Source organism: Humibacter ginsengiterrae (genome assembly GCF_054780115.1).
The window spans coordinates 105,014-127,260 of the sequence record NZ_BAAGWY010000010.1 but is presented as its reverse complement, the minus strand read 5'-3'; the positions used below and the strand labels follow the sequence as shown (position 1 = coordinate 127,260).

The window sequence follows — 22,247 nt, the reverse complement described above, 5'->3', positions numbered from 1 at the left end:
AGGATGTCTGCCACGAACGACCGATTCGCGTCGTCGACCGGGCTCTCCGCGGCGACGGTGCAGGTACTGACCGAAGACGGCCGTTTCGAGCCGACGGATGCCGCCGCCGAGTTCCTGCCCTACCTCGACCGGCTCACCGACGACGACTTTCGCCGCTTCTACCGCGACATGGTCGTGGTGCGCCGGTTCGACACCGAAGCCACCAACCTGCAGCGGCAGGGCCAGCTCGCCCTATGGCCGCCGAGCAGCGGACAGGAGGCGGCGCAGGTGGGTTCCGCGCACGCGGCGGCACCGCAGGACACCATCTTCCCGTCCTATCGCGAGCACGCTGTGACGATGATCCGCGGCGTCGACCCGCTGGAGATCATCCGGGTGATGCGCGGCGTCACGAACAGAGGCTGGGATCCGACGGATCCGAAGAACGGCAACGTGCGCATCTACACGCTCGTGCTCGGCACCCAGGTGCTGCACGCGACGGGCTTCGCGATGGGCGTGAAGTTCGACGGCGCCTCGGGAACCGGGGACAACGCATCCGATCAAGCTGTCATGGTCTACTTCGGCGACGGCGCCAGCTCCGAGGGCGACGTCAGCGAGTCGTTCGTCTTCGCCGCGAGCTTCCAGACCCCGCAGGTGTTCTTCCTGCAGAACAACCAGTGGGCCATCTCGGTGCCGGTCAAGACGCAAGCCCGCACCCCGCTGTACCTGCGCTCCAGCGGTTTCGGGATCCCCGGCGTGCAGTTGGACGGCAACGACGTGCTGGCCAGCTACATCGTCAGCGCCAAGCAGCTCGACGAAGCACGCGGCGGCCACGGACCGAGCCTGATCGAAGCCGTGACCTACCGCATGGGCGCCCACACCACCAGCGATGACCCCACGAGGTACCGCTCCGCCGACGAAGACGAGCACTGGCGGGGCCGCGACCCGATCGTGCGTCTGCGAACGTTTCTCGCCGGCCGTGGCGTCGGCGACGAGTGGTTCGATGGCGTCGACGAGGAAGCCGCCGACTATGCGGCCGATGTGCGCCGTCGCACACTCGAGGTCACGGCACCGACGGCGGAGGTCGCGTTCGAACACGTCTACTCCGAGCCGCACGCCAGCGTCGTCGAACAGCAGGCGTGGCTCGAGCGGTACGAGAAGTCCTTCGCGGTGCCCGAGCCCGAGCATGGTCGCAAGCAGGGGGTGACCGCGTGAGCGACGTGAGGACCGCGGATGCCGTGCCGCAGGCATCCGCGCATGCGCCCTTCCGCAGCGGTGTCGAGAGCCTGCCGATGGCGAAGGCACTGAACGCCGGACTGCGACAGGCGCTCGCCGACGACCCCAAGGTCATGCTCATGGGCGAGGACATCGGGCCGCTCGGCGGCGTGTTCCGCATCACCGAGGGACTGCAGGCGGAGTTCGGTACGCAGCGCGTGATCGACACGCCGCTGGCCGAGTCCGGCATCGTAGGGACCGCCATCGGGCTCGCGATGCGCGGCTACCGGCCTGTGTGCGAGATCCAGTTCGACGGATTCGTCTTCCCCGCCTTCGACCAGATCACCACCCAGCTGGCCAAGCTCACCGCACGGCATGAAGGTGCGATACGCATGCCCGTGGTGATTCGCATCCCCTACGGCGGTCACATCGGTGCGGTCGAGCACCACCAGGAGAGCCCCGAGGCCTACTTCGCGCACACCCCAGGGCTAAGAGTGGTGAGCCCCTCGACACCGAACGACGCCTACTGGATGATCCAGGAGGCCTGCCGCTCGGACGATCCGGTGATCTTCCTCGAGCCGAAGAGCCGGTACTGGCCGAAGGGTGAGGTGGACTTCTCCGCGAGCGCCGTCCCGCTGCACGCCAGCCGCGTGGTTCGCACCGGAACGGATGTCACGCTCGTGGGCCACGGCGCGATGGTCAGCGTGCTGCTGCGTGCGGCCGAGATCGCCGCAGACGAGGGAACGAGCGTGGAGGTCGTCGACCTTCGCTCGCTCTCCCCGATCGACTTCGGTCCGCTGCTCGGCTCCGTGCGCAAGACCGGCCGTCTCGTCGTGGCGCAGGAGGCCCCCGGTTTCGCCAGCCTCGGCAGCGAGATCGCCGCGACCGTGGCCGAGAAGGCGTTCTACTCGCTCGAGGCTCCGGTGCTCCGCGTCTCCGGCTTCGACACCCCGTTCCCGCCCGCCAAGCTTGAAGACTCCTACCTGCCCGACGCCGACCGTGTGCTCGAGGCCGTCGACCGCGCTCTCGCGTACTGACCGGCATCCGCTGCGCTCACGCGAAGCCGACGCCTCGAAACATCCGCACAAGGAGAATCCATGAGTGAGTCCGAGTTCCTGCTGCCGGACGTCGGCGAGGGCCTGACCGAGGCCGAGATCGTGTCGTGGAAGGTCGCCGCGGGTGACACAGTGCACGTCAACGACGTGCTGTGCGAGATCGAGACCGCGAAGTCGCTCGTCGAACTGCCCTCGCCGTTCGAGGGCGTCGTCGACCGCCTGCTCGTCAACGAGGGCGACACCGTCGAAGTCGGCGCGCCGATCATCATCGTCGGCGCGGGCATGACGGGCGGCACCGTCTCTGGCGTGGTGGAGAGCGCCGAAGGCCTCGACAACGTCATCCAGGTGGACGAGATCGAGTTGGAGCAGGATGCCGCTGCCGGCGCCGATGCGTCGGCACTCATCGAGCGCGATGGCGACGAACCGAAGCCCGGCGCCGTGCTCGTCGGATACGGGTCGGCGGGCCACGGTGCGAGCCGGCGACGCAGCCAGCGTCCGGTGCCCGAGGGTCGCCACGTTCCGGCCGCGGAAGATCTCGTACCGGCAGCCCGAGCCGTGCCCGTCGTGGCGAAGCCGCCGATCCGCAAGCTCGCCAAAGACCTCGGCGTCGACCTCGCTCAGGTCGCCGGCACCGGAATCGCCGGCGAGATCACGCGCGACGACGTTATCAGGCAGGCCAGCCAGGCGAGCGTGTTCCGCAACATCCAGACTCCGGAGTGGCCGGATGCCCGCGAGGACCGCATTCCGGTCAAGGGCGTGCGCAAGGCGATCGCCGGCGCGATGGTCGCCAGCGCGTTCACGGCTCCGCACGTGAGCCTCTTCGTCGACGTGGATGCCACGCGCACCATGGAGTTCGTGCAGCGGCTGAAGAAGTCTCCCGACTTCGCCGGTGTGAAGGTGTCACCGCTCTTGATCATGGCGAAGGCGATCATCTGGGCGGTGCGCCGCAACCCGACCGTGAACTCGACGTGGACCGATGAAGAGATCATCGTGCACCACTTCGTCAACCTCGGCGTGGCCGCAGCGACCCCGCGCGGCCTCATCGTGCCGAACGTGAAAGAGGTGCAGTCGATGAGCCTTCTCGAGCTGGCCGGCGCCCTCGAGCAGCTCACCATCACGGCCCGCGATGGCAAGACGCAGCCCGCCGAGATGGCCGGCGGCACCATCACCGTCACGAACATCGGGGTCTTCGGCATGGACACCGGGACGCCCATCCTCAACCCGGGCGAGGTGGCGATCGTGGCGCTCGGAACGATCAAGCAGAAGCCGTGGGTGGTCGACGGCGAGGTGCGCCCGCGCTTCGTCACCACGCTGGGAGCATCCTTCGATCACCGGGTCGTCGACGGGGATGTCGCCAGCCGCTTCCTCGCGGATGTCGCCGCGATTATCGAGGAGCCAGCGCTCCTTCTCGATTGAGCCTCGGCCCGGATTGACGGAGCCGGCCCACGCCCAGCCGGGGCGCCGATCGAGCCCCGGCCCGGCTTGATCGAGCCGGCCCGGCCCCGGCCCGGGCGTTGACTGAGCCTCGGCCTGGCTTGGTTGGGCCCGGCCCGAGCACCGACACTAGGTGTTTGCACTGACACTGGCCGCCGTGCACCTAGTGTCGTCGCAAACAGCTAGTCTCGCGGGCCAGCGGCGGGCCGACGGCCGGTCAGCACCGGCGCGGGGCGGCGCGCCTGAGCACGCGTGCAGACACATGCCCTGAAATGAAATCTGCCTTCCAGCCGATTCCCACGTTCCGGTTCGCACTCTGAGAAGAGAAGTTGCGCGAACAAGAGCAAAGACGCGGATCGCGCACGCATTGGCGGGAGGCCATAGCAATGAATCTTCGACAATCGGGCGCGCGGCGCCGACTTCTGTTCGCAGGAGTTCTGATTTCAGCCGTCTCCATGATCCTGGTCGGATGCTCGTCCGGCTCGTCGTCGCCGAAGTCGGCGAGCGGGAACGCGCCGGGCAAGTCATCGGAGACGATCTCGTGGGCGCTGCCTCCCGCGACCGTTCCGAACTGGATCTGGCCGTTCTCACCGATCGCGGACTTCTCCGTGACGAACTCCGAGATGCAGTTGATGATGTACCGAACGCTGTACTGGTACGGAGACAACGGAAAGACGGGCGTCGACTACTCGCTGAGCCTGGCCAAGAAGCCGGTCTACAGCAACGGCGGCAAGACGATCACCATCAAGCTGAACCCGTACAAGTGGTCCAACGGCGAGAGCGTGACGGCTCAGGACGTGATGTTCTGGATCAACATGGCCAAGGCGGAGAAGGCGAACTACGCCGGTTACGCTCCTGGCCAGTTCCCCGACAACATCGTGTCGGCGACCACGCCGGACAGCTCGACCATCGTGCTCACGACCGACAAGGCGTACAGCCAGCAGTGGTTCCTGCTGAACCAGCTCAGCCAGATCACGCCCATGCCCGAGGCATGGGACATGACGAGTGCCACGGCGAAGGGCGACTGCTCGACGAACGAGAGCGGATGCGCGGCGGTTTTCGCCTACCTGACCGCGCAGAGCAAGGATCTGCCGACGTATGCCAGTAGTCCGATCTGGTCTGTCGTGGACGGCCCGTGGAAGCTTTCCAGCTTCAACTCGGACGGTCACGTCACGTTCGTGCCGAACCCGAAGTACTCCGGCCCGGTCAAGGCGCAGGTGAAGCAGTTCAAGATGGTGCCGTTCACCACTGACTCGTCCGAGTTCAGCGTGCTGCGGTCCGGAAGCACCCTCGACGTCGGCTACATCCCGACGCAGGACATCAGCCAGGTGAAGCCCGCGAACACCGCACCGAACGTGGGCGGCCCGAACCCGCTGAGCAAGAACTACAACCTTGTGCCGTGGTTCCTCTACGGGTTCAACTACTTCCCGATCAACTACAACAACCCGACGGTGGGCCCGATCTTCAAGCAGCTCTACTTCCGTCAGGCGTTCCAGTCCCTGGTCGACCAGGAAGGCATCATCAAGTCCACGGCCAAGGGCTACGGCCTTCCGACCTACGGCCCGGTGCCGTTGTTCCCGTCGAGTTCGCTGGTCTCCTCCACGGAGAAGTCCAACCCGTACCCGTTCAGCATCTCCAGCGCGAAGAAGTACCTCACCGACAACGGCTGGAACGTCGTGAAGAACGGCAAGACCACCTGCACAAAGCCGGGCACCGCGAAGGGTGACTGCGGCGCGGGCATCCCCGCCGGCGCGGCACTCACGTTCAACCTGCCGTACGCCAGCGGCAACGCGACCATCGACACGGCCATGGCGTCGCTGAAATCCAACGCAGCCCAGGTGGGCATCACGCTCAACCTCAAGTCGGAGCCGTTCAACTCGGTGACCTCCACCGCGGTGCCGTGCTCCGGACCGACCTGCACCTGGCAGATGGGCAACTGGGGCGGCGGCTGGGTGTACGCGCCCGACTACTACCCGACCGGCGAACTGCTGTTCGCCACCGGCGCAGGGTCGAACTCGGGCAGCTACTCCAACCCCACGCTCGACAAGCTGATCGAGGCCACGAACGTGCAGAGCGGGGATGCCGTGCTGCACGCGTACGAGGACTTCATGGCGAAGAACGTTCCGGTGATCTACCAGCCCAACTACACCTACTCGCTCGTCGAGGTGGCCGGCGGGCTGAAGGGATTCCAGAACAACCCGTACGGGTCGATCAAGCCGGAGACATGGCACTACTGATCCGGGCCACGGAGGAGGGCGACGGCCTAGCGGGACGCAGGTGAACGATCATGATCGGATACGCCCTCAGGCGTCTCGCTCAGGCCGTGCTCGTGGTCTTCGTGGTGACCGTCATCGTGTTCATTCTGCTGCACTCCCTGCCCGGCGGGGCCGCGCGCGCGATCCTGGGCCCGCGCGCGACCTCCGCGCAGATCGCGCTGTTCAACAAGCAGAACGGGCTGAATCAGCCGCTCGTGGTGCAGTACTTCACCACCTTGGGCGGATGGCTGACCGGTGACTTCGGCTTCTCATACAAGCTGAACCAGTCGGTCGGGTCGCTCCTGGGTCAGCGGCTGCCGAAGACGATCATCCTCGCAGCGTTCGCGCTTGCGCTCACCGTGCTCGTCGCCGTGCCGATCGGCATCTACCAGGCCGTTCGGCGCAACCGGTTCCTCGACTACGTGCTCACCGGGGCGTCGTTCGTCTTCTACGCGGCGCCGACGTTCTTCCTCGGGTTGATCATGATCGAGGTGTTCTCATCCACACTCGGATGGTTCCCGCCCGAGGCCCCGCAGTCCGACGGGGTGGTACCGATCTTCCAGCAGTTCGACGCGATGATCCTGCCCATCGTCACGCTCGCGCTCCTGGGAATCGCGGGCTTCTCCCGCTACATGCGGTCATCCGTGCTCGACAACATCAATCAGGACTACGTTCGCACGGCGCGTGCGAAAGGGGCTTCGGGCACCCGGGTGCTGTGGGGGCACGTGCTGCGCAACGCGCTCATCCCGATCATCACGCTGCTCGGGCTGTCGCTGCCCGCGTTGTTCGCCGGCGCGCTGATCACGGAGTCCATCTTCAACTTCCCCGGCATGGGGCTGCTGTTCTGGAACGCGGCGCAGCAGTCCGACTACCCGGTGGAGCTCGGCGTCGTCATCGTCACAGCCTTCGCGACGGTGATCGGCAACCTCATCGCCGACCTGCTGCTGCTGGCCGTGGATCCGAGAGTGAAACTATGACCCGACCACTCGCCATGGAGACCGACGTCGGCCCTACGCCTCCCGCGGAGCCGACGCTCGGCGCGATCACCTCGACAAAGCCGAAGAGCATGTTCCGCCTCGGCCTCGAGGTGTTCGTGCAGAACCGCCTCGCCGTCGCCGGAATCGTCGTTGTGGCGCTCGCCGTGCTGTTCTGCTTCGCCGGGCCGCTGGTCTACCCGACGGACCAGGTGACAGTGCACCTGCTGGACGCGAACCTGCCGCCAGGGGCGGGGCATCCGCTCGGCACCGACAGCTCGGGCTACGACGTGCTCGGCAGGCTGATGGTCGGCGGTCAGGTGTCGCTCATCGTCGGCTTCGCGGCCGCGGCCGTCGCTACCATCGTCGGCACGATCTGGGGCGCCATCGCCGGATTCTTCGGCGGGGTGGTGGATGCCGTCATGATGCGCATCGTCGACGCGATCCTCGCGATCCCGATCCTGTTCCTGCTGCTGTTCCTCGTCACCATCGTGACGCCGTCGCTGCCGGTCATGATCGTGGTGATCGGGCTCACCGCCTGGCTGGTGCCTGCGCGACTCGTACGCGGTGAGTCGCTGACCCTGCGCGTGAGGGAGTACGTGGAGGCGGTGCGTGTGATGGGCGGATCGAGCTGGCGCTCCGTGACCAGGCACATCATGCCGAACGTGGTCGGCACGGTCATCGTGAACGCGACGTTCCAGGTGGCCGACGCCATCCTGCTCGTCGCCTACCTCGGCTTCCTCGGGCTCGGCATCTCGCCGCCGGCGACCGACTGGGGCGGGATGCTCAGCAAGGGCACGCAGTTCGTCTTCCTGAACTACTGGTGGCTGATCTACCCGCCCGGCATCGCGATCATCCTCGTGGTCGTCGCCGTGAACCTGGTCGGCGACGGGCTGCGGGACTCGGTCGAGGTGCGGTTGCAGCGGCGTTGACACGCGCCGAGTAGAGGGGAGGCGCCGATGGCGCTGCTGGAGATCAACGGGCTGAGCACGGACATCCGGCTCAGCAAGTCGGTCGTGCACGCGCTCGACGACGTTACGTTCAGCGTGGGCGCCGGGCAGACCGTCGGGCTCGTCGGCGAGTCCGGATGCGGCAAGACCATGACCGCGATGTCTATCGAGCGACTGTTGCCGCCGGGCGGTCACATCGTGGGCGGCAGCATCCTGTTCGACGGGCTCGACCTCGTCAAGGCGCCGGAGTCGACGATGCGGGAGATTCGCGGCGGTGACATCGGCATGATCTTCCAAGACCCGATGACGAGCCTCAACCCGGTGCAGACCATCGGCGACCAGGTGGCCGAACCGCTGTTGCTGCACCGTGGGATGTCGCGAGCCGAGGCGCGCGAACCGGTGCTGGAGATGCTGCGCATGGTGGGCATCCCGAACGCGGAACGGCGCATGAAGAGCTACCCGCACCAGCTCTCCGGAGGACAGCGGCAGCGCGTGATGATAGCGATGGCGCTGATCTGCAGGCCGAAGCTGCTGATCGCGGACGAGCCGACGACGGCGCTCGATGTCACGGTGCAGAAGCAGATCCTCGAGCTGATCGACGGGCTGCGGCGGGACTTCGGCATGGCGGTCATCCTGGTCACGCACGACCTCGGCGTGATCGCGGGTCGCGCCGACCGCGTCGTCGTGATGTACGCGGGCAAGGTGGCGGAGGCGGCTGGTACTCGAACGCTGTTCCGCGAGCCGCGGCACCGCTACACCGAGGCGCTGTTCGAGTCGCTGCCAGAGCGCGCCGCAGGAGCGGATGCCCGCCTCTACTCGATCCCCGGACTGCCGCCGGACCTCGTCGACCCGCCGCCCGCGTGCCGGTTCGCGCCGCGCTGCCGTTTCGCCGTCGACCGGTGCCGCACAGAGGTGCCGCACTTCGACCGCATCAGGCACGACGACGGCATCCAGCAGTACGCGTGCTTCGTGCCGCGCACCGAACCACTGCCGTCGCCCGACGAGCTCATGGCGAGGCATGCGGCGGCGCTGCAGCCCGCCGACACGGATGCCCGCACCTGGGTCGCGCCGACACGCTTCATTCCCGAAGACGGGGTGCCTCTGTTGCAGGTGAAGGGCCTCGTGAAGGACTTTCCGGTCACAGCTGGCGCCGTGCTACGCAGGAAGGTGGGCGCGGTCAGCGCCGTGGCGAACGTCAGCTTCGCGATCCCGCGCGGCCACACAGTCGGGCTGGTCGGGGAGTCCGGGTGCGGCAAGACCACGCTGGGTCGCCTTGTCGTCGGGCTGGAGACGCCGTCCGGTGGCGAGATCCTGTTCCGCGGGCGGCGACTCGACCGGCGGCGCGGTCGCGACCGGCAAGAGGCGCGGCGCAACGTGCAGTTCATGTTCCAGGACTCGTACGCGTCTCTGGATCCACGGATGCGCGTTCGCTCGATCCTGCGCGAGCCCCTGGAGATCCAGCACGTCGGCACGTCGCGCGATCGCGACCGCCGCGTGGACGAACTGCTCGCCGACGTCGGTCTGCCTGCCCGCGCCGGCGAGCGCTACCCGCACGAGTTCTCCGGCGGGCAGCGCCAGCGCATCGGGCTCGCGCGGGCTCTCGCACTGGAGCCGGGGCTGATCGTCGCCGACGAGCCGGTGTCGGCACTCGACGTCTCGATCCAGGCGCAGGTGCTGAACCTCATGAAGGAGTTGCAGGAAGAGCGCAGCCTCACCTACCTCTTCATCAGCCACGATCTCTCCGTCGTGCGCTACCTCTCCGACGTGATCGCCGTGATGTACCTCGGCAAGCTGGTCGAGATCGGCCCCGCGGCGTCGGTGTACTCGTCGCCGCAGCATCACTACACGCGCGGGCTCATCGACACCATCCCGATCGCGGACCCGGTCGTCGAGAAGGCGAAGGCGGAGCTCGGCGTGCGCGGCGAGATCCCGTCGGCCATCGATCCGCCGAGTGGATGCCGGTTCCGCACCCGCTGCCCGATGGCGCAGGAGATCTGCGCCCAGGTGGAACCGTTGCTGCGCGTCGGCGGTGGCAGCTCACAGGAGCCGACACCTGCGCCACCGGGTGCGGTGCCGCACATGGTGGCGTGCCACTTCCCGCTGTTGCCCGGTACGGCGGCGGCCATGCCGGCATCCGTGCTCGGCGAGGTGCGCACGACGGGCTCGGCGAGGGCGGGCGGCGCGTCCGGGGCGTGAACGGCCCGGTCAGTGAGACTAGCTGTTTGCTCTTGTACTAGGCGCACTGCGCCCGGTCTCGTCCTGTTCAGCTAGTCTCGCGACGAGGCAGGGGGCAGGTCTCGCGACTAGCGCCCGCTGGCCTCGGCCGCGGTGCCCAGCGCCTTCAGCGCGCGGTCGAGCGCGCTGCCCAGCCCGTAGCGCTCGCCGATGGAGTACACGGATGCCAGCTGCGCGGCATCCAGAGCCCGTAGCGTGCCGTCCACCTCGGGCAGGTCCACCCGCTCGCCCACCGCGATGGCGGGAACGGCCCGCTCGAGATACTCCGTGGATGCCATCAGCTTCGCACGCACGCCGGCACCCATCGGCGTAGCCGGGTCGTTCGCCGCAGTGAGGATGCCCTCGAGATCCCCGAACTCGCGCAGGAGCCCTGCCGCGGACTTCTCGCCGATCCCGGCGACGCCCGGCAGCCCGTCGGATGGGTCGCCGCGCATGGCAGCGAACGCCGCGTACTGCCGTGGCGAGATGCCGTACTTCGCCTCGACGACGTCATCCGTCACCAGCTCGAGCTTGCTCATGCCGCGGGCCGTGTAGATGATGCGCACGCCGTTCGCGTCGTCCACGAGTTGGAACAGGTCGCGGTCGCCCGTGACCACGTCGACGGGTTGCTGCGCACGGCGCGCGAGGCATCCGATCACGTCGTCGGCTTCGGCCTGGGCAGCGCCGACCACGGCGATGCCCAGTTCGCCGAGCAGGTCGCGGATGACCGGGATCTGCGGCACGAGTCCCGCGGGCGTCTCCTCCACGTCGACGCCGCCCGGCACGAGCCGGGCGACACGATGCGCCTTGTACGACGGGATGAGATCGACGCGCCAGCGCGGGCGCCAGTCGTCGTCCCAGCACGCCACCAGCGCGGTCGGCTCGAAGTCGGTGACGAGCTTCGCGATGATGTCGAGTAGTCCGCGGATGCCGTTGACCGGCATCCCGTCGGGCGACTTCACGCTCTCCGGCACTCCGTAGAACGCGCGGAAGTACAGCGAGGCGGTGTCGAGCAGCATGAGGCGGCCGGTCATGGTGTCGATCCTGTCACCACATGCCGTCGCGGAGGACGCGCACTCTGCTGTTCATCCATCGCGTGCGAGCCTTGCTGCTTTTGAGTATCATTATCAATAAGCGGTCGACGGCAGTCGCGACATCGACCGCTCAGCGTGGGTGAACATCCTTCCGCGCGTCACCGGAACAGCGACTTAGACAGGTATCCCACCTCCATGAAGCGCCTTGCCTTCATCTCTGCCCGATCCACCACGCTGGCCGCGGCCACGCTCGCCGTGGCCGCGCTGACGACCGGCACCCTGACCGGATGCTCGCAAGCGGCATCCGGCGACCCCGCGTCTGGTTCCACATCCGGTCGCATCGACGTCGTCGCCTCCACCGACGTGTGGGGAGATGTCGCGAAGCAGATCGGCGGCGACAAGGTCGAGGTGACATCGATCATTGACGACCCCGACAAGGATCCGCACGAGTACCAAGTCAGCGGCCAGAATCAGCTCGCCCTGTCGAAAGCCGAGATCGTGGTCGTGAACGGTGGCGGATACGACGACTTCGTCGACGAGATGCTCGCCTCGCTGCGCACGAAGCCCGTCGTGCTGAACGCGGCCGATCTCTCCGGCTACGACCAGCATCCGTCCGACGGCGAGTTCAACGAGCACCTCTGGTACGACTTCCCCACCGTCGACAAGGTGGCGCAGCGATTTGCGACCGCCTACGCGAAGGCGCGCCCTGCCGACCGGTCGACGTTCGAGGCGAACGAAAAGAGATTCGAGGCATCCGTCTCGGCGCTGAAAGGCACGGAGGCGCAGCTGAAGCGCCAGTACGCGGGCAGGGGGGCCGCCATCACCGAGCCGGTGCCGCTGTACATGCTGAACGCGATCGGGCTCGTGAACAAGACGCCGAAGAAGTTCAGCGAGGCGATCGAGAACGACACGGATGTCGCGCCGTCCGTTCTGCAGCAGACGCTCGACCTCTTCTCCTCGCGCTCCGTCGCACTCCTGGCGTACAACGACCAGACGGCCGGTGCTCAGACCCAGAAGGTGGTGGACGCGGCGAAGGCGAACGACGTGCCGCTCGTGCCCGTCGCCGAGACGCTGCCGGCGGGTAAGACCTATCTCACCTGGATGCGCGCCAACCTCGACGCGATCGGCGCCGCACTCGGAAAGGCAACATCGTGAGCATCTCTGAACTGGCCGCCGAAGCGCAGGCGGACAACGAACCCGCGCCATCCGCATCTCTCGAGACGGTCCTCAGCTTGCGCGACGCGACACTCGGATTCGGCGAGCGCACGCTGTGGTCCGGCCTCGACCTCGACGTGCACGCCGGCGAGTTCATCGCCGTGCTCGGCGCGAACGGATCGGGCAAGACCAGCCTGCTCAAGGTCATCCTCGGGCAGCAGAGGCTCGTGTCAGGATCGATCGAGTTCCTCGGCGAACCCGTGACCCGCGGCAACCGGCGCATCGGCTACATTCCGCAGCAGCGGATGGCAGACGAGGGCACCCCGCTGCGCGCCCGCGACCTGATCGGGCTCGGCGTGGACGGCCACCGATGGGGCGTCCCCTGGCCGTCGAGACGCAGGCGCGAACGCATCGACGGGTTGCTGCATGCCGTCGGCGCGGCCGCGTACGCGAAGGTGCCGATCGCTACGCTCTCCGGCGGCGAGCAGCAGAGGTTGCGCGTGGGGCAGGCCCTCGCAGGCGACCCGCGGATGCTCCTCTGCGACGAGCCGCTGCTCTCGCTCGACATCGCGCATCAGCGCGCGGTGAGCGAGCTGATCGACCGGCACAGGCGGGAGCGCCAGCTCGGCGTGCTCTTCGTGACGCACGACGTGAACCCGGTGCTCGACCTCGTCGATCGCGTGCTGTACCTCGCTGGCGGCAAGTTCCGCATCGGCACGCCCGACCAGGTGCTGCGCAGCGAGGTGCTCAGCGAGCTGTACGACTCCCCGGTAGACGTCATCCGCACCCGCGGCCGCATCGTCGTGGTCGGCACATCGGATGCTCCCGGCGCGCACCCCGACGGATCGCACGCCCACCACGACGAGCATCACGATCCGCACCACGACGATCACGACCACGACGTGTACGAGGAGGCGGGGCGATGATCCACGCGGATGCCGCCGGTTGGTGGAGCCAAATCTTCAACTTCACCGACTACGGGCAACTGGTCGTGCTGCTGCACAACTCGATCCTGGCGGGGGCCGTGCTCGGCCTCGTCGGCGGGCTGATCGGCGTGTTCGTGATGTCGCGCGACATGGCGTTCGCGGTGCACGGCATCAGCGAGCTCTCATTCGCCGGGGCATCCGCCGGTCTGCTGCTCGGCGTCGGTGTGGTGCAAGGATCCCTGGTCGGATCGCTGATCGCCGCGCTCCTGATCGGGGTGCTCGGGTCCCGCGCCCGCGAACGCAACTCCATCACGGCCGTGCTGATGCCGTTCGGACTGGGCTTGGGCATCCTGTGCCTGGCTCTCTATCCGGGACGCTCGGCCAACAAGTTCGGGCTGCTCACCGGGCAGATCGTCGCGATCGACAACCCGCAGATCGGCGCTCTGCTGGTGATCTCGATCGTCGTGCTCGCCGGGCTTCTCGTGGTGTGGCGTCCGCTCACGTTCGCCAGCCTGGATGCCGACGTGGCGGCCGCCCGCGGAGTCCCGACCCGTACGCTCTCCATCGTCTTCATGCTGCTGCTCGGGCTCGCAGTGGCGGTCTCGGTGCAGATAGTCGGCGCGCTGCTGGTGCTGTCGATCCTGGTGACGCCCGCCGCGGCCGCGCTCAAGGTGTCGTCGTCGCCACTGGTGGTCCCGCTGCTCAGCGTGGCGTTCGGCGTTGTGTCGATGGTGGGCGGGATCATGCTCGCGCTCGGTGGATCCGTGCCGATCAGCCCCTACGTCACCACGATCTCGTTCCTCATCTACCTGGTGTGCCGGGTGATCGCGTGGTCGCGCAAGCGCCGGGGCGTCAGCGGCAGACGGATGCCGGCGGCCGGCGCGGCGGATCGCGCGCCCGTTCCCGCGGAGGCGGCTCGATGATCCGGTTGCGTGAGGAGGTTCGACCATGAAGCGCAATACGTGGCAGCGCGAGGCCGTGCGTGAAGCGCTGGCCTCCAACGAGGGATTCGTCAGCGCGCAGAACCTGCACAACGAGCTGCGCGACCACGGATCGTCGATCGGCCTGGCGACCGTCTACCGTGCGCTGGCCGACCTGGCGACGGAGGGCGATGCGGACTCGCTGCAGTCTCCGGAGGGCGAGGCGCTCTACCGCGCGTGCTCCACGACAGGTCACCACCACCACCTGATCTGCCGCCGTTGCGGCCTGACCGTCGAGATCGCCGCGGACGACGTCGAGCAGTGGGCGCAGTCCGTCGCCTCCGAACACGGCTTCACGGATGCCCGCCACGTCGTCGACGTCTTCGGTCTCTGCGCCACGTGCTCGCAGGCATCCAGGCGGCCATCCGAACCGTGAACATGACAGCTTGCGCTCTTGCGCCGCGAGTGTCATGTCGAGCCACCGGGGCCTGGTCCCGGGGCACGCGATTTGGGTGGATGCGGCGTGTCGCGTAGAATGGTTCTTCGTCTGCGCGGGCTCCTCTGCGCAGTTCGCACACACAATCCCCTCTTCGCGAAAGCGATGAGTCGTTGTGTGCGCCGACAAGAGATCTTGGGAAGGGCATCCGCCCTTCGGTACTGATGGAGGAAATCATGGCAGCTGTCTGCCAGGTGACGGGAGCTGTGCCCGGTTTCGGACACAACATCTCGCACTCGCACCGACGCACGAAGCGTCGCTTCGACCCGAACGTGCAGAAGAAGACGTACTACGTGCCGTCCCTGCGCCGTAACGTCACGCTGAACGTCAGCGCTAAGGGCATCAAGGTGATCGACGCCCGTGGAATCGAGGCTGTCGTCAAGGACATCCTGGCCCGTGGGGAGAAGATCTGATGGCCAAGCAGCAGGACATCCGCCCGATCATCAAGCTTCGTTCGACGGCCGGTACCGGTTACACCTATGTGACCAAGAAGAACCGCCGCAACGACCCCGACCGTCTCGTGCTCAAGAAGTACGACCCCATCGTGCGCAAGCACGTCGAATTCCGCGAGGAGCGGTAGAGCATGGCTAAGAAGAGCAAGATCGCGCGCAACAAGCAGCGCCAGGAGGTCGTCGACCGTTACGCCGCGAAGCGTACGGAGCTGAAGAAGGCCCTCATCAACCCGAACTCCAGCGACGAGGAGCGCGAGGCGGCCCGCGTCGGCCTGCAGAAGCTTCCGCGCAACGCGTCGCCGGTGCGTCTGCGCAGCCGCGACGCCGTCGACGGACGTCCGCGTGGCGTGCTGACCAAGTTCGGCATCTCGCGTGTGCGCTTCCGCGACATGGCCCACCGTGGCGAGCTGCCTGGTATCACGAAGTCCAGCTGGTAGGCACCAGCAGCGCTGAGGGGCGTCGTCTTTCGGGACGGCGCCCCTTTTGCATGTGCAAACCGAGCCGGAGAACACTCCCGCCTCGCGAAAACAGGCAGATCTCCCGGAAACAGGCAAAATTTGCCTGTCTTCACGAGGAGAGCGCGATCATGCCTGTTTTCGGGCGACCGTCGCATCGCCTGTGCTCGCGGCTGGCGCCGCTCAACAGGCTCCATCGGCTCGGCCAAGCGAGCAAGCTCGCTTGCCTCTCGCCTCAGTCGCCTGTGCTCGCGGCTGGCGCCGCTCGGCAGGCTCCATCGGCTCGGTCAAGCGAGCAAGCTCGCCCGGCTCTCGCCTCAGTCGCCTGTGCTCGCGGCTGGCGCCGCTCAACAGGCTCCATCGGCTCGGCCAAGCGAGCAAGCTCGCCCGGCTCTCGCCTCAGTCGCCTGTGCATAACTCGGCGAATTCTGTGCATAACCCTTGCTGGAGGCGGCAGGATGCCCCGAAACACGCGGTTCTGGCCTCAGAATCCCCGGAAATCCGCGGAATTACGCGGTTTGTTGGTACCTTGAGGGCGGTTCGCGAGAACCACACCATGCGGCTCATCGCCGTGAACTTCATCAACAAAACGCTGCCCAGCAGCAGAACGTCCGAGGAGGACACTCAATGGCTGACAAGTCGCTGAACAAGACCGAGCTCGTGGCGGCGGTCGCCGCGTCGACCGGTCAGAGCCAGGCCGCCGTGGGGGCTGTGGTCGACGCTTTCTTCGCGACCATCGCCGAGACCGTCGCAGGCGGGGGCAAGGTCACCATCCCGGGCTGGCTCGCCGCAGAGCGCACGTCGACGGCCGCGCGTACGGGCCGCAACCCGCAGACCGGCGCCGAGATCAAGATCCCGGCCGGCCACCGCGTCAAGCTGACCGCGGGCAGCAAGCTCAAGGCTTCCGTCAAGTAGCCGTACTCGACAAGGGGATGTCGGTTCGCCGGCATCCCCTTTCGCATGCCCGTCGCAACTCCCTGACACGCTGCGCGAGCCACCCTCATGTCGCCGACCCGCCAGCATGTCGCCGACCCACCCGCATGTCGCCGAGCCACCCGCAAGTCGCCGACGCACCCTCGCTTTTCCGCGGATCTGCGGGTGGTTCGGCAATATGAGGGTGGTCGGCGCCAGGGGGCGGGTGCGAAGCCTTCCCTCCACAGGCTCGCGCTGACGTGCGCGCGTGCACACGAGCATCCGGTCTCGCCCGGCGTCAAGGTTGCAACGCCTACGCTTGTCGGGTGAGAAGAGTGCAGCGCGTCGCGGGCCCCGTCGCACTCGTCGTGGCGGCACTGGCGGCCATTCTCGTGGCGCTCGCGTACGGGGGCGCGGCGTCGGCGCCGGCGCTGCTCGACCCCGGGCCGGTCGTGCGCTGGGGGCTGCCCATCGCGAACCTCTTCGTGAACCTGAGCGCTGCCGCCATGATCGGCTCGTTGTTCATGGCGTGCTTCGCGCTCAGCCCCGGCAAACCGGAGTACGACAAGGCTCTGGATGTCGCGGCCGGCTCTGCTGCCATCATGACCGTCGTCAGCGCCATCACCGGTGTGCTCACCTACCTCGACGTGACGGGTTCGGCGCTCGCATTCGACCAGTCGTTCAGCGACGGAATCAGCCAGTTCGCCACCCAGATCGCCATCGGGCAAGTGTGGCTGGCCATCACGCTGATCGCCGCGACCACCACGGTGCTCTGCTTCGCGGTGCGCAACCACACGGCCATCGCGTTCGTGACCATCGTGTCGTTGTGCACGCTCATCCCGATGGCGCTGAGCGGCCACGCGGCTGGAACGGCCGGCCACGACCAGGCCATCACGTCGCTCGGACTGCACCTCGTGTTCGCCGCCATCTGGATCGGCGGCCTGGTCACGATCGTGCTGATCCGCAAGACACTGGACAAGGACCGCCTCGTCACGGTGCTCGAGCGGTTCTCCACGCTCGCGATCATCTGCTTCGTCGTCGTCGCCTTCTCGGGCATCATCAACGCCGATCTGCGCGTCGGCACGTTGGAGAACCTGCTCACCGCCTACGGCGTGCTCGTGCTGGTCAAGGTGTTCGCGCTCGCCGTGCTCGGCTTGTTCGGCTTGTTCTGGCGCCGCTACATGATCGACCGGTTGAAGCGAGTCGGCAGCCGGGGACCGTTCTGGTGGATCGTCACCGCAGAGCTCGCGTTCATGGGCGTCGCCTCCGGTGTCGCCGCCGCGCTCGCCCGCACGGCCACACCCGTCGCGCAAGTGCCGGTCTCGCAGCCCACCCCGGCCGAGGTGCTCACCGGCGAGCCGCTGCCGCCACCGGTCACACTCGCCCGCTACCTGTTCGGCGTGAACATCGATCCGCTCTGGCTGATCGGATGCTGCTTCGCGATCTTCTTCTACCTCGCAGCCGTCATCCGGCTGCGTCGTCGTGGCGACAGCTGGCCCATCGGACGCACGATCGCCTGGATTGCGGGCGTTCTGGCGCTGCTCTGGGTGACCAACGGCGGCATCAACGTCTACGAGAAGTACCTCTTCTCCAGCCACATGCTCGCGCACATGCTGCTCACGATGGCCGTGCCGGTGCTCCTCGTGCCCGGCGCCCCCGTGACGCTCGCGGTGCGAGCCATCAGGAAACGCACCGACGGGTCGCGTGGCGGGCGCGAGTGGATCCTGCTGGTCGTGCACTCGAAGATCGCGGCGTTCCTCACGCATCCGATCACCGCCGCCGTACTGTTCGCCGGTTCGCTCTGGGTGTTCTACTACTCACCTCTGTTCAGCTGGGCGACGACCGACCACATCGGACACGAGTGGATGATCATCCACTTCCTCATCACCGGCTACCTGTTCGTGCAGTCGCTGATCGGCATCGACCCGGTCCCGTACCGGTTCCCGTACCCCATGCGGCTGGTGTTGCTGCTGGCCACGATGGCGTTCCATGCGTTCTTCGGCCTTTCGATCATGACCACTGACGGATTGTTCCTCGCCGACTGGTACGGCGCCATGGGCCGCACCTGGGGCGTGACGCCACTGGCCGATCAGCAACTGGCCGGCGGCATCGCGTGGAGCATCGGCGAGATCCCGACCGTCGCGCTCGCGATCACCGTCGCGATCCAGTGGAGCCGCAGCGACGCCAAGGAGACGAAACGCCGCGACCGGCAGGCGGATCGAAGCGGCGACGCCGATCTCGTCGCCTACAATGCGATGCTGCAGCGCATGGCGTCCGACGATCCCGATCCAGGGGCGGGCGCCGCGGTGCGGCACGACGAGGCAGCACAGACGCGTGCAGCGAAGGAGCCCCAGCGTTGAGCACGGTGACAGCGGATGCCGTCACTCTGACGAGCGAACAGGCTGCGGTGTTCGACGCGATCGAGCACACCCGCGACCACGTCTTCGTCACGGGACGCGCCGGAACCGGCAAGTCCACTCTGCTGAACCATCTGGCCTGGAACACCGAGAAGCAACTCGTCATCAGCGCACCGACCGGGGTCGCGGCGCTGAATGTGGGGGGTCAGACGATCCACTCCCTGATGCGGCTGCCGATCGGTGTCATCGCCGACAACGACCTGGACCAGCCGCGCGAGCTCATCAGGCTGCTGAACACCATCGACACCCTCGTGATCGACGAGATCTCGATGGTCAACGCGGACCTGATGGATGCCGTCGACCGAGCGCTCCGCCAGGCTCGCCAGCGCAAGCTCGAGCCGTTCGGTGGTGTGCAGATCGTGCTGTTCGGCGACCCGTACCAGCTCGCGCCGGTTCCCGGCGACGCCGAGGAGCGCGCGTATTTCGCCGACCACTACCGGTCGATGTGGTTCTTCGACGCGAAGGTGTGGGAGGAGGCATCCCTTCGCCGGTTCGAGCTGAGCGAGATCCACCGGCAGCACGAGCTCGACTTCAAGCTCATGCTCAACGCCGTGCGCCACGGACGCGTCACGAAAGAGATCGCGGATCGGCTCAATGCCATGGGCGCGCGGCCGCAGCCGGAGGACGGCACGATCACGCTCGCCACCCGCAACGACACGGTCAACCGCATCAACGCGACTGCCCTGCGGAAGCTGCCCGGCCGCGTGCTGACGGCCAAGGCGGAGATCTCCGGCGACTTCGGGCAGCGCAACTTCCCGGCCGACGAGACGCTCGAGCTGAAGGTCGGCGCGCAGGTGATGTTCCTGCGCAACGACACCGGCCAGAGCGGTGACCCTCCCCGCTGGGTCAACGGCACCATCGGCACCGTGGTGCGCATCGACACCAACGTGTGGGTGGATGTCGACGGCGACGTGCACGAGGTGGAGCCCGCGGTCTGGGAACGGTACAAGTACACATACAACCCGCTCACGAAGAAGCTGACGAAGGATGTCGCCGCCGAGTTCACGCAGTTCCCGCTGCGACTCGCGTGGGCCGTCACGATCCACAAGTCGCAGGGCAAGACGTACGACAGCGCCATCGTCGACCTCGGTGCGAGGGCGTTCAGCCCGGGCCAGACATACGTGGCGCTGAGCCGCCTCACCTCGCTGGAAGGGCTCTACCTCACCCGTCCCCTGCGCCCGGGCGACATCATGGTCGACCGCGACGTCGACCGCTTCATGAGCGGCGGAGCCGCGACCCCGGCTGCCGGCGCTGTGGTCTGACCACACTCGGAAGTGCCTCAGCCGAAGGGATGATTTCCGTCCGTCCGTTGTCGTCTCGTTACCCCTCGCTGCCTCCTCTCCGACGGCTGTCGGCTTAGGCTGGAAGACAGGTCGGCCCAGACACACGTCTAGTGGCCGGGGGGAACCTGAGGGAGAGCTATGCCAAGGCGTGAGGGGCGCAACCGGCGTTACGCGCTGCTCGCAACCGGAGTAGCCGCGGTCATGGCCGCCTCGCTCGCGCTGGCCGGATGCACCGGGAACGGGACGGCCGCACCGGTGCCGTCGCAGGCATCCGTCACGGTGCCATCCGATGAGGCGAACGCCGTGAAAACCGCCGTGACGGATGCCATGAAGCTGGCGGGAGCATCCGGCGCGATCGTGGGCGTGTGGGCGCCGTGGGCGGGAAGCTACACCGCAGGGCTGGGCACGACGACCACGAAGGGCAAGAACCCGGTGACGCCCGACATGGCGTGGCGCATCGGCTCGGTGACCAAACCCATGACCTGCACGGTACTGCTGTCGCTCGTGCAGAAGGGTGAGGTGTCGCTCGACGATCCGGTGTCGAAGTATCTGCCACGGCTGGTCGGCATCGACGATCTGAAGCTGGGGCAGCTGTGTCAGAACACGTCGGGCCTCGGCGACTACTCCGCAGCGCTCGCCCCCCAGTTCGTGGACAACCCGCTACGCACCTACGTGCCCCTCGAGCTCGTCTCGAGCGGCTTGGGCGAGCCGCGCACCGGCACACCGGGCCAGCAGTGGTCGTACTCCAACGCCGGTTACATCCTGCTCGGCATGGCCCTCCAAGCTGCCACCGGCAAGGACTGGTCCACCCTCTACCGGGACGAGGTGTTCAACCCGCTCGGCATGTCGTCGTCGAGCCTGCCGAGTTCGGCGAACCTCCAGGGATCCGGTCTTCACGGCTATGCCACGTCGCTGGATCCCGTCAGCGGCGCCCCGCAGTGCGGCACCGTGATGGACGACACCGACCTCGCTCCGAGTGCCACCTGGACGGCGAAGGGTGTGGTCTCCACTCTCGGCGACCTGAAGACGTTCGCACAGTCGTTCGCAACGGCGTCCCTTCTGCAGGGAGACGCGAAGAAGGCCGCATGGAAGTCCGTGCCGCTCGGTGCGAAGGCCGCGGCCTGGCAGCGCTACGGAATGGGCGGCATCCAGTTGGGCCCGATGCGCGGGCACGACGGGGCGGTACCGGGGTTCATCACGGCCATGCTGAGCGACCCGCAGTCCGGGCTCACGGTCGTGGTCATGCTGAACAATTCGACGTCGGGCGCCGCCTATGCGCAGTCGCTCGCGATGGAGCTCAGCGCCATCGCCGCGGGATTCAAGCCGACCGACGGACGCAAGGCGCCCACGATCTCGCTGCCGTGGAAGGCGGATGACGCCAAGGCGACCCTCGATCAGCTCGCGGTCTGCAGACCGGCCGGCTCACCCCCGGCTCCGACACCGGCGGCGGCGACGACAGCGGCGTATCAGCCGCTGCCCCCCAACTGACGCTCAATCGGCTCTCGCCGATATCGTGGCTGCGCCACTCACCGCCGGGGTCGGGTCGGCCGTAGGAGCAAGCTCCTACGGCTCTCCCCTCAATCGCCGATAGCCTCGAGGCATGGCTATCGTCCCCGACACGAAGAACTGGACCTGGGTGCTCGAGCGCGCCTGCCCGGAATGCGGATTCGACGCCAGCACGGTCGGGTTCCGCGACATCCCGCGTCTGACGAGGGAGAACGCCGCGGGGTGGATGCCCGTGCTCGAGCGGCACGACGTACGCGTGCGTCCCGACGAGAGCACGTGGTCGCCACTGGAGTACGCGGCGCACGTGCGCGACGTCTACCGGGTGATGGGTCGCCGGCTGCAGCTGCTGCTGACGCAGGACGACCCCGAGTTCGAGAACTGGGATCAGGACGCCACCGCGGTCGCCGAACGCTACGGGGAACAGGATCCTGCCGTCGTCAGCGGCGAACTCCGTGAGGCTGCGGCAGCGATCGCGGATGCCTGGGAGGCGGTTCCCGACTCCGCTCTGGCCCGAAGCGGCCGCCGCAGCGACGGGAGCGTCTTCACCGTCGAGTCGCTGGCCAGGTATTTCATCCACGACCCGGTGCACCACCTGTGGGATGTGCGCCCGCGCTAGCA

The 22,247-nt window shown here is 67.3% G+C and carries 20 protein-coding genes; 19 read left to right on the top strand and 1 reads right to left on the bottom strand.

What is annotated here, in order from left to right; genetic code table 11:
• The first annotated feature begins 3 nt into the window (after positions 1–3).
• From ACYVII_RS12955 to ACYVII_RS12925, 7 genes are all read left to right on the top strand, one after another.
• Entirely contained in the window at positions 4–1,191 is a 1,188-nt protein-coding gene (locus ACYVII_RS12955; protein ID WP_460535669.1) for a thiamine pyrophosphate-dependent dehydrogenase E1 component subunit alpha, read from the top strand.
• A 77-nt stretch (positions 1,192–1,268) separates the two neighbouring features.
• On the top strand, positions 1,269–2,228 hold the full coding sequence (locus ACYVII_RS12950) for an alpha-ketoacid dehydrogenase subunit beta (protein WP_460535723.1): 960 nt from the start codon (positions 1,269–1,271) through the stop codon (positions 2,226–2,228).
• Between the two features lie 60 nt (positions 2,229–2,288).
• The gene (locus ACYVII_RS12945; RefSeq protein ID WP_460535667.1) at positions 2,289–3,662 is read left to right on the top strand and encodes a dihydrolipoamide acetyltransferase family protein; all 1,374 of its coding nucleotides are present in this window, start codon (positions 2,289–2,291) and stop codon (positions 3,660–3,662) included.
• 473 nt (positions 3,663–4,135) lie between these two features.
• Positions 4,136–5,917, top strand: coding sequence for a periplasmic substrate-binding domain-containing protein (locus ACYVII_RS12940; protein ID WP_460535665.1), 1,782 nt, complete (start codon positions 4,136–4,138; stop codon positions 5,915–5,917).
• Between the two features lie 50 nt (positions 5,918–5,967).
• Positions 5,968–6,912, top strand: coding sequence for an ABC transporter permease (locus ACYVII_RS12935; protein WP_460535663.1), 945 nt, complete (start codon positions 5,968–5,970; stop codon positions 6,910–6,912).
• Entirely contained in the window at positions 6,909–7,841 is a 933-nt protein-coding gene (locus tag ACYVII_RS12930; protein ID WP_460535661.1) for an ABC transporter permease, read from the top strand. Before ACYVII_RS12935 ends, ACYVII_RS12930 begins: the two co-directional genes overlap by 4 nt.
• Positions 7,842–7,868: 27 nt before the next feature.
• Entirely contained in the window at positions 7,869–10,055 is a 2,187-nt protein-coding gene (locus ACYVII_RS12925; RefSeq protein ID WP_460535659.1) for an ABC transporter ATP-binding protein, read from the top strand.
• A 107-nt stretch (positions 10,056–10,162) separates the two neighbouring features.
• Here the strand turns inward: ACYVII_RS12925 and ACYVII_RS12920 are convergent, their stop codons facing one another.
• Positions 10,163–11,107 carry a 5'-3' exonuclease gene (locus ACYVII_RS12920; protein ID WP_460535657.1) on the bottom strand — a complete coding sequence of 315 codons (945 nt, stop codon included), beginning with the start codon at positions 11,105–11,107 and terminating at the stop codon, positions 10,163–10,165.
• Between the two features lie 195 nt (positions 11,108–11,302).
• Between ACYVII_RS12920 and ACYVII_RS12915 the strand changes: the two genes are divergently transcribed.
• From ACYVII_RS12915 to ACYVII_RS12860, 12 genes are all read left to right on the top strand, one after another.
• Positions 11,303–12,262 (top strand): TroA family protein, encoded by a 960-nt coding sequence (locus ACYVII_RS12915; RefSeq protein WP_460535655.1) that lies wholly within the window; start codon positions 11,303–11,305, stop codon positions 12,260–12,262.
• Positions 12,263–12,273: 11 nt separating this feature from the next.
• The gene (locus tag ACYVII_RS12910) at positions 12,274–13,188 is read left to right on the top strand and encodes a metal ABC transporter ATP-binding protein (RefSeq protein ID WP_460535720.1); all 915 of its coding nucleotides are present in this window, start codon (positions 12,274–12,276) and stop codon (positions 13,186–13,188) included.
• Positions 13,185–14,111 carry a metal ABC transporter permease gene (locus tag ACYVII_RS12905; RefSeq protein WP_460535653.1) on the top strand — a complete coding sequence of 309 codons (927 nt, stop codon included), beginning with the start codon at positions 13,185–13,187 and terminating at the stop codon, positions 14,109–14,111. Before ACYVII_RS12910 ends, ACYVII_RS12905 begins: the two co-directional genes overlap by 4 nt.
• Before the next feature lie 25 nt (positions 14,112–14,136).
• Positions 14,137–14,544 (top strand): Fur family transcriptional regulator, encoded by a 408-nt coding sequence (locus tag ACYVII_RS12900; RefSeq protein WP_460535649.1) that lies wholly within the window; start codon positions 14,137–14,139, stop codon positions 14,542–14,544.
• A 236-nt stretch (positions 14,545–14,780) separates the two neighbouring features.
• Positions 14,781–15,017, top strand: coding sequence for a 50S ribosomal protein L28 (gene rpmB / locus ACYVII_RS12895; RefSeq protein WP_210895839.1), 237 nt, complete (start codon positions 14,781–14,783; stop codon positions 15,015–15,017).
• Entirely contained in the window at positions 15,017–15,184 is a 168-nt protein-coding gene (gene rpmG / locus ACYVII_RS12890; RefSeq protein ID WP_146321261.1) for a 50S ribosomal protein L33, read from the top strand. Before rpmB ends, rpmG begins: the two co-directional genes overlap by 1 nt.
• Positions 15,185–15,187: 3 nt before the next feature.
• The gene (rpsN, locus tag ACYVII_RS12885) at positions 15,188–15,493 is read left to right on the top strand and encodes an uS14 family ribosomal protein (protein ID WP_460535647.1); all 306 of its coding nucleotides are present in this window, start codon (positions 15,188–15,190) and stop codon (positions 15,491–15,493) included.
• A gap of 645 nt (positions 15,494–16,138) precedes the next feature.
• Entirely contained in the window at positions 16,139–16,426 is a 288-nt protein-coding gene (locus ACYVII_RS12880; protein WP_146321257.1) for an HU family DNA-binding protein, read from the top strand.
• A 323-nt stretch (positions 16,427–16,749) separates the two neighbouring features.
• Positions 16,750–18,783, top strand: a complete 2,034-nt coding sequence (locus ACYVII_RS12875) for a cytochrome c oxidase assembly protein (protein WP_460535644.1) — start codon at positions 16,750–16,752, stop codon at positions 18,781–18,783.
• Positions 18,780–20,102 carry an ATP-dependent DNA helicase gene (locus tag ACYVII_RS12870; RefSeq protein ID WP_460535642.1) on the top strand — a complete coding sequence of 441 codons (1,323 nt, stop codon included), beginning with the start codon at positions 18,780–18,782 and terminating at the stop codon, positions 20,100–20,102. Before ACYVII_RS12875 ends, ACYVII_RS12870 begins: the two co-directional genes overlap by 4 nt.
• A 159-nt stretch (positions 20,103–20,261) precedes the next feature.
• Positions 20,262–21,611, top strand: a complete 1,350-nt coding sequence (locus ACYVII_RS12865; protein ID WP_460535640.1) for a serine hydrolase domain-containing protein — start codon at positions 20,262–20,264, stop codon at positions 21,609–21,611.
• A gap of 112 nt (positions 21,612–21,723) precedes the next feature.
• Complete coding sequence (locus tag ACYVII_RS12860; RefSeq protein WP_460535638.1) at positions 21,724–22,245, top strand: DinB family protein; 522 nt, start codon at positions 21,724–21,726, stop codon at positions 22,243–22,245.
• The last annotated feature ends 2 nt before the right edge of the window (positions 22,246–22,247 follow it).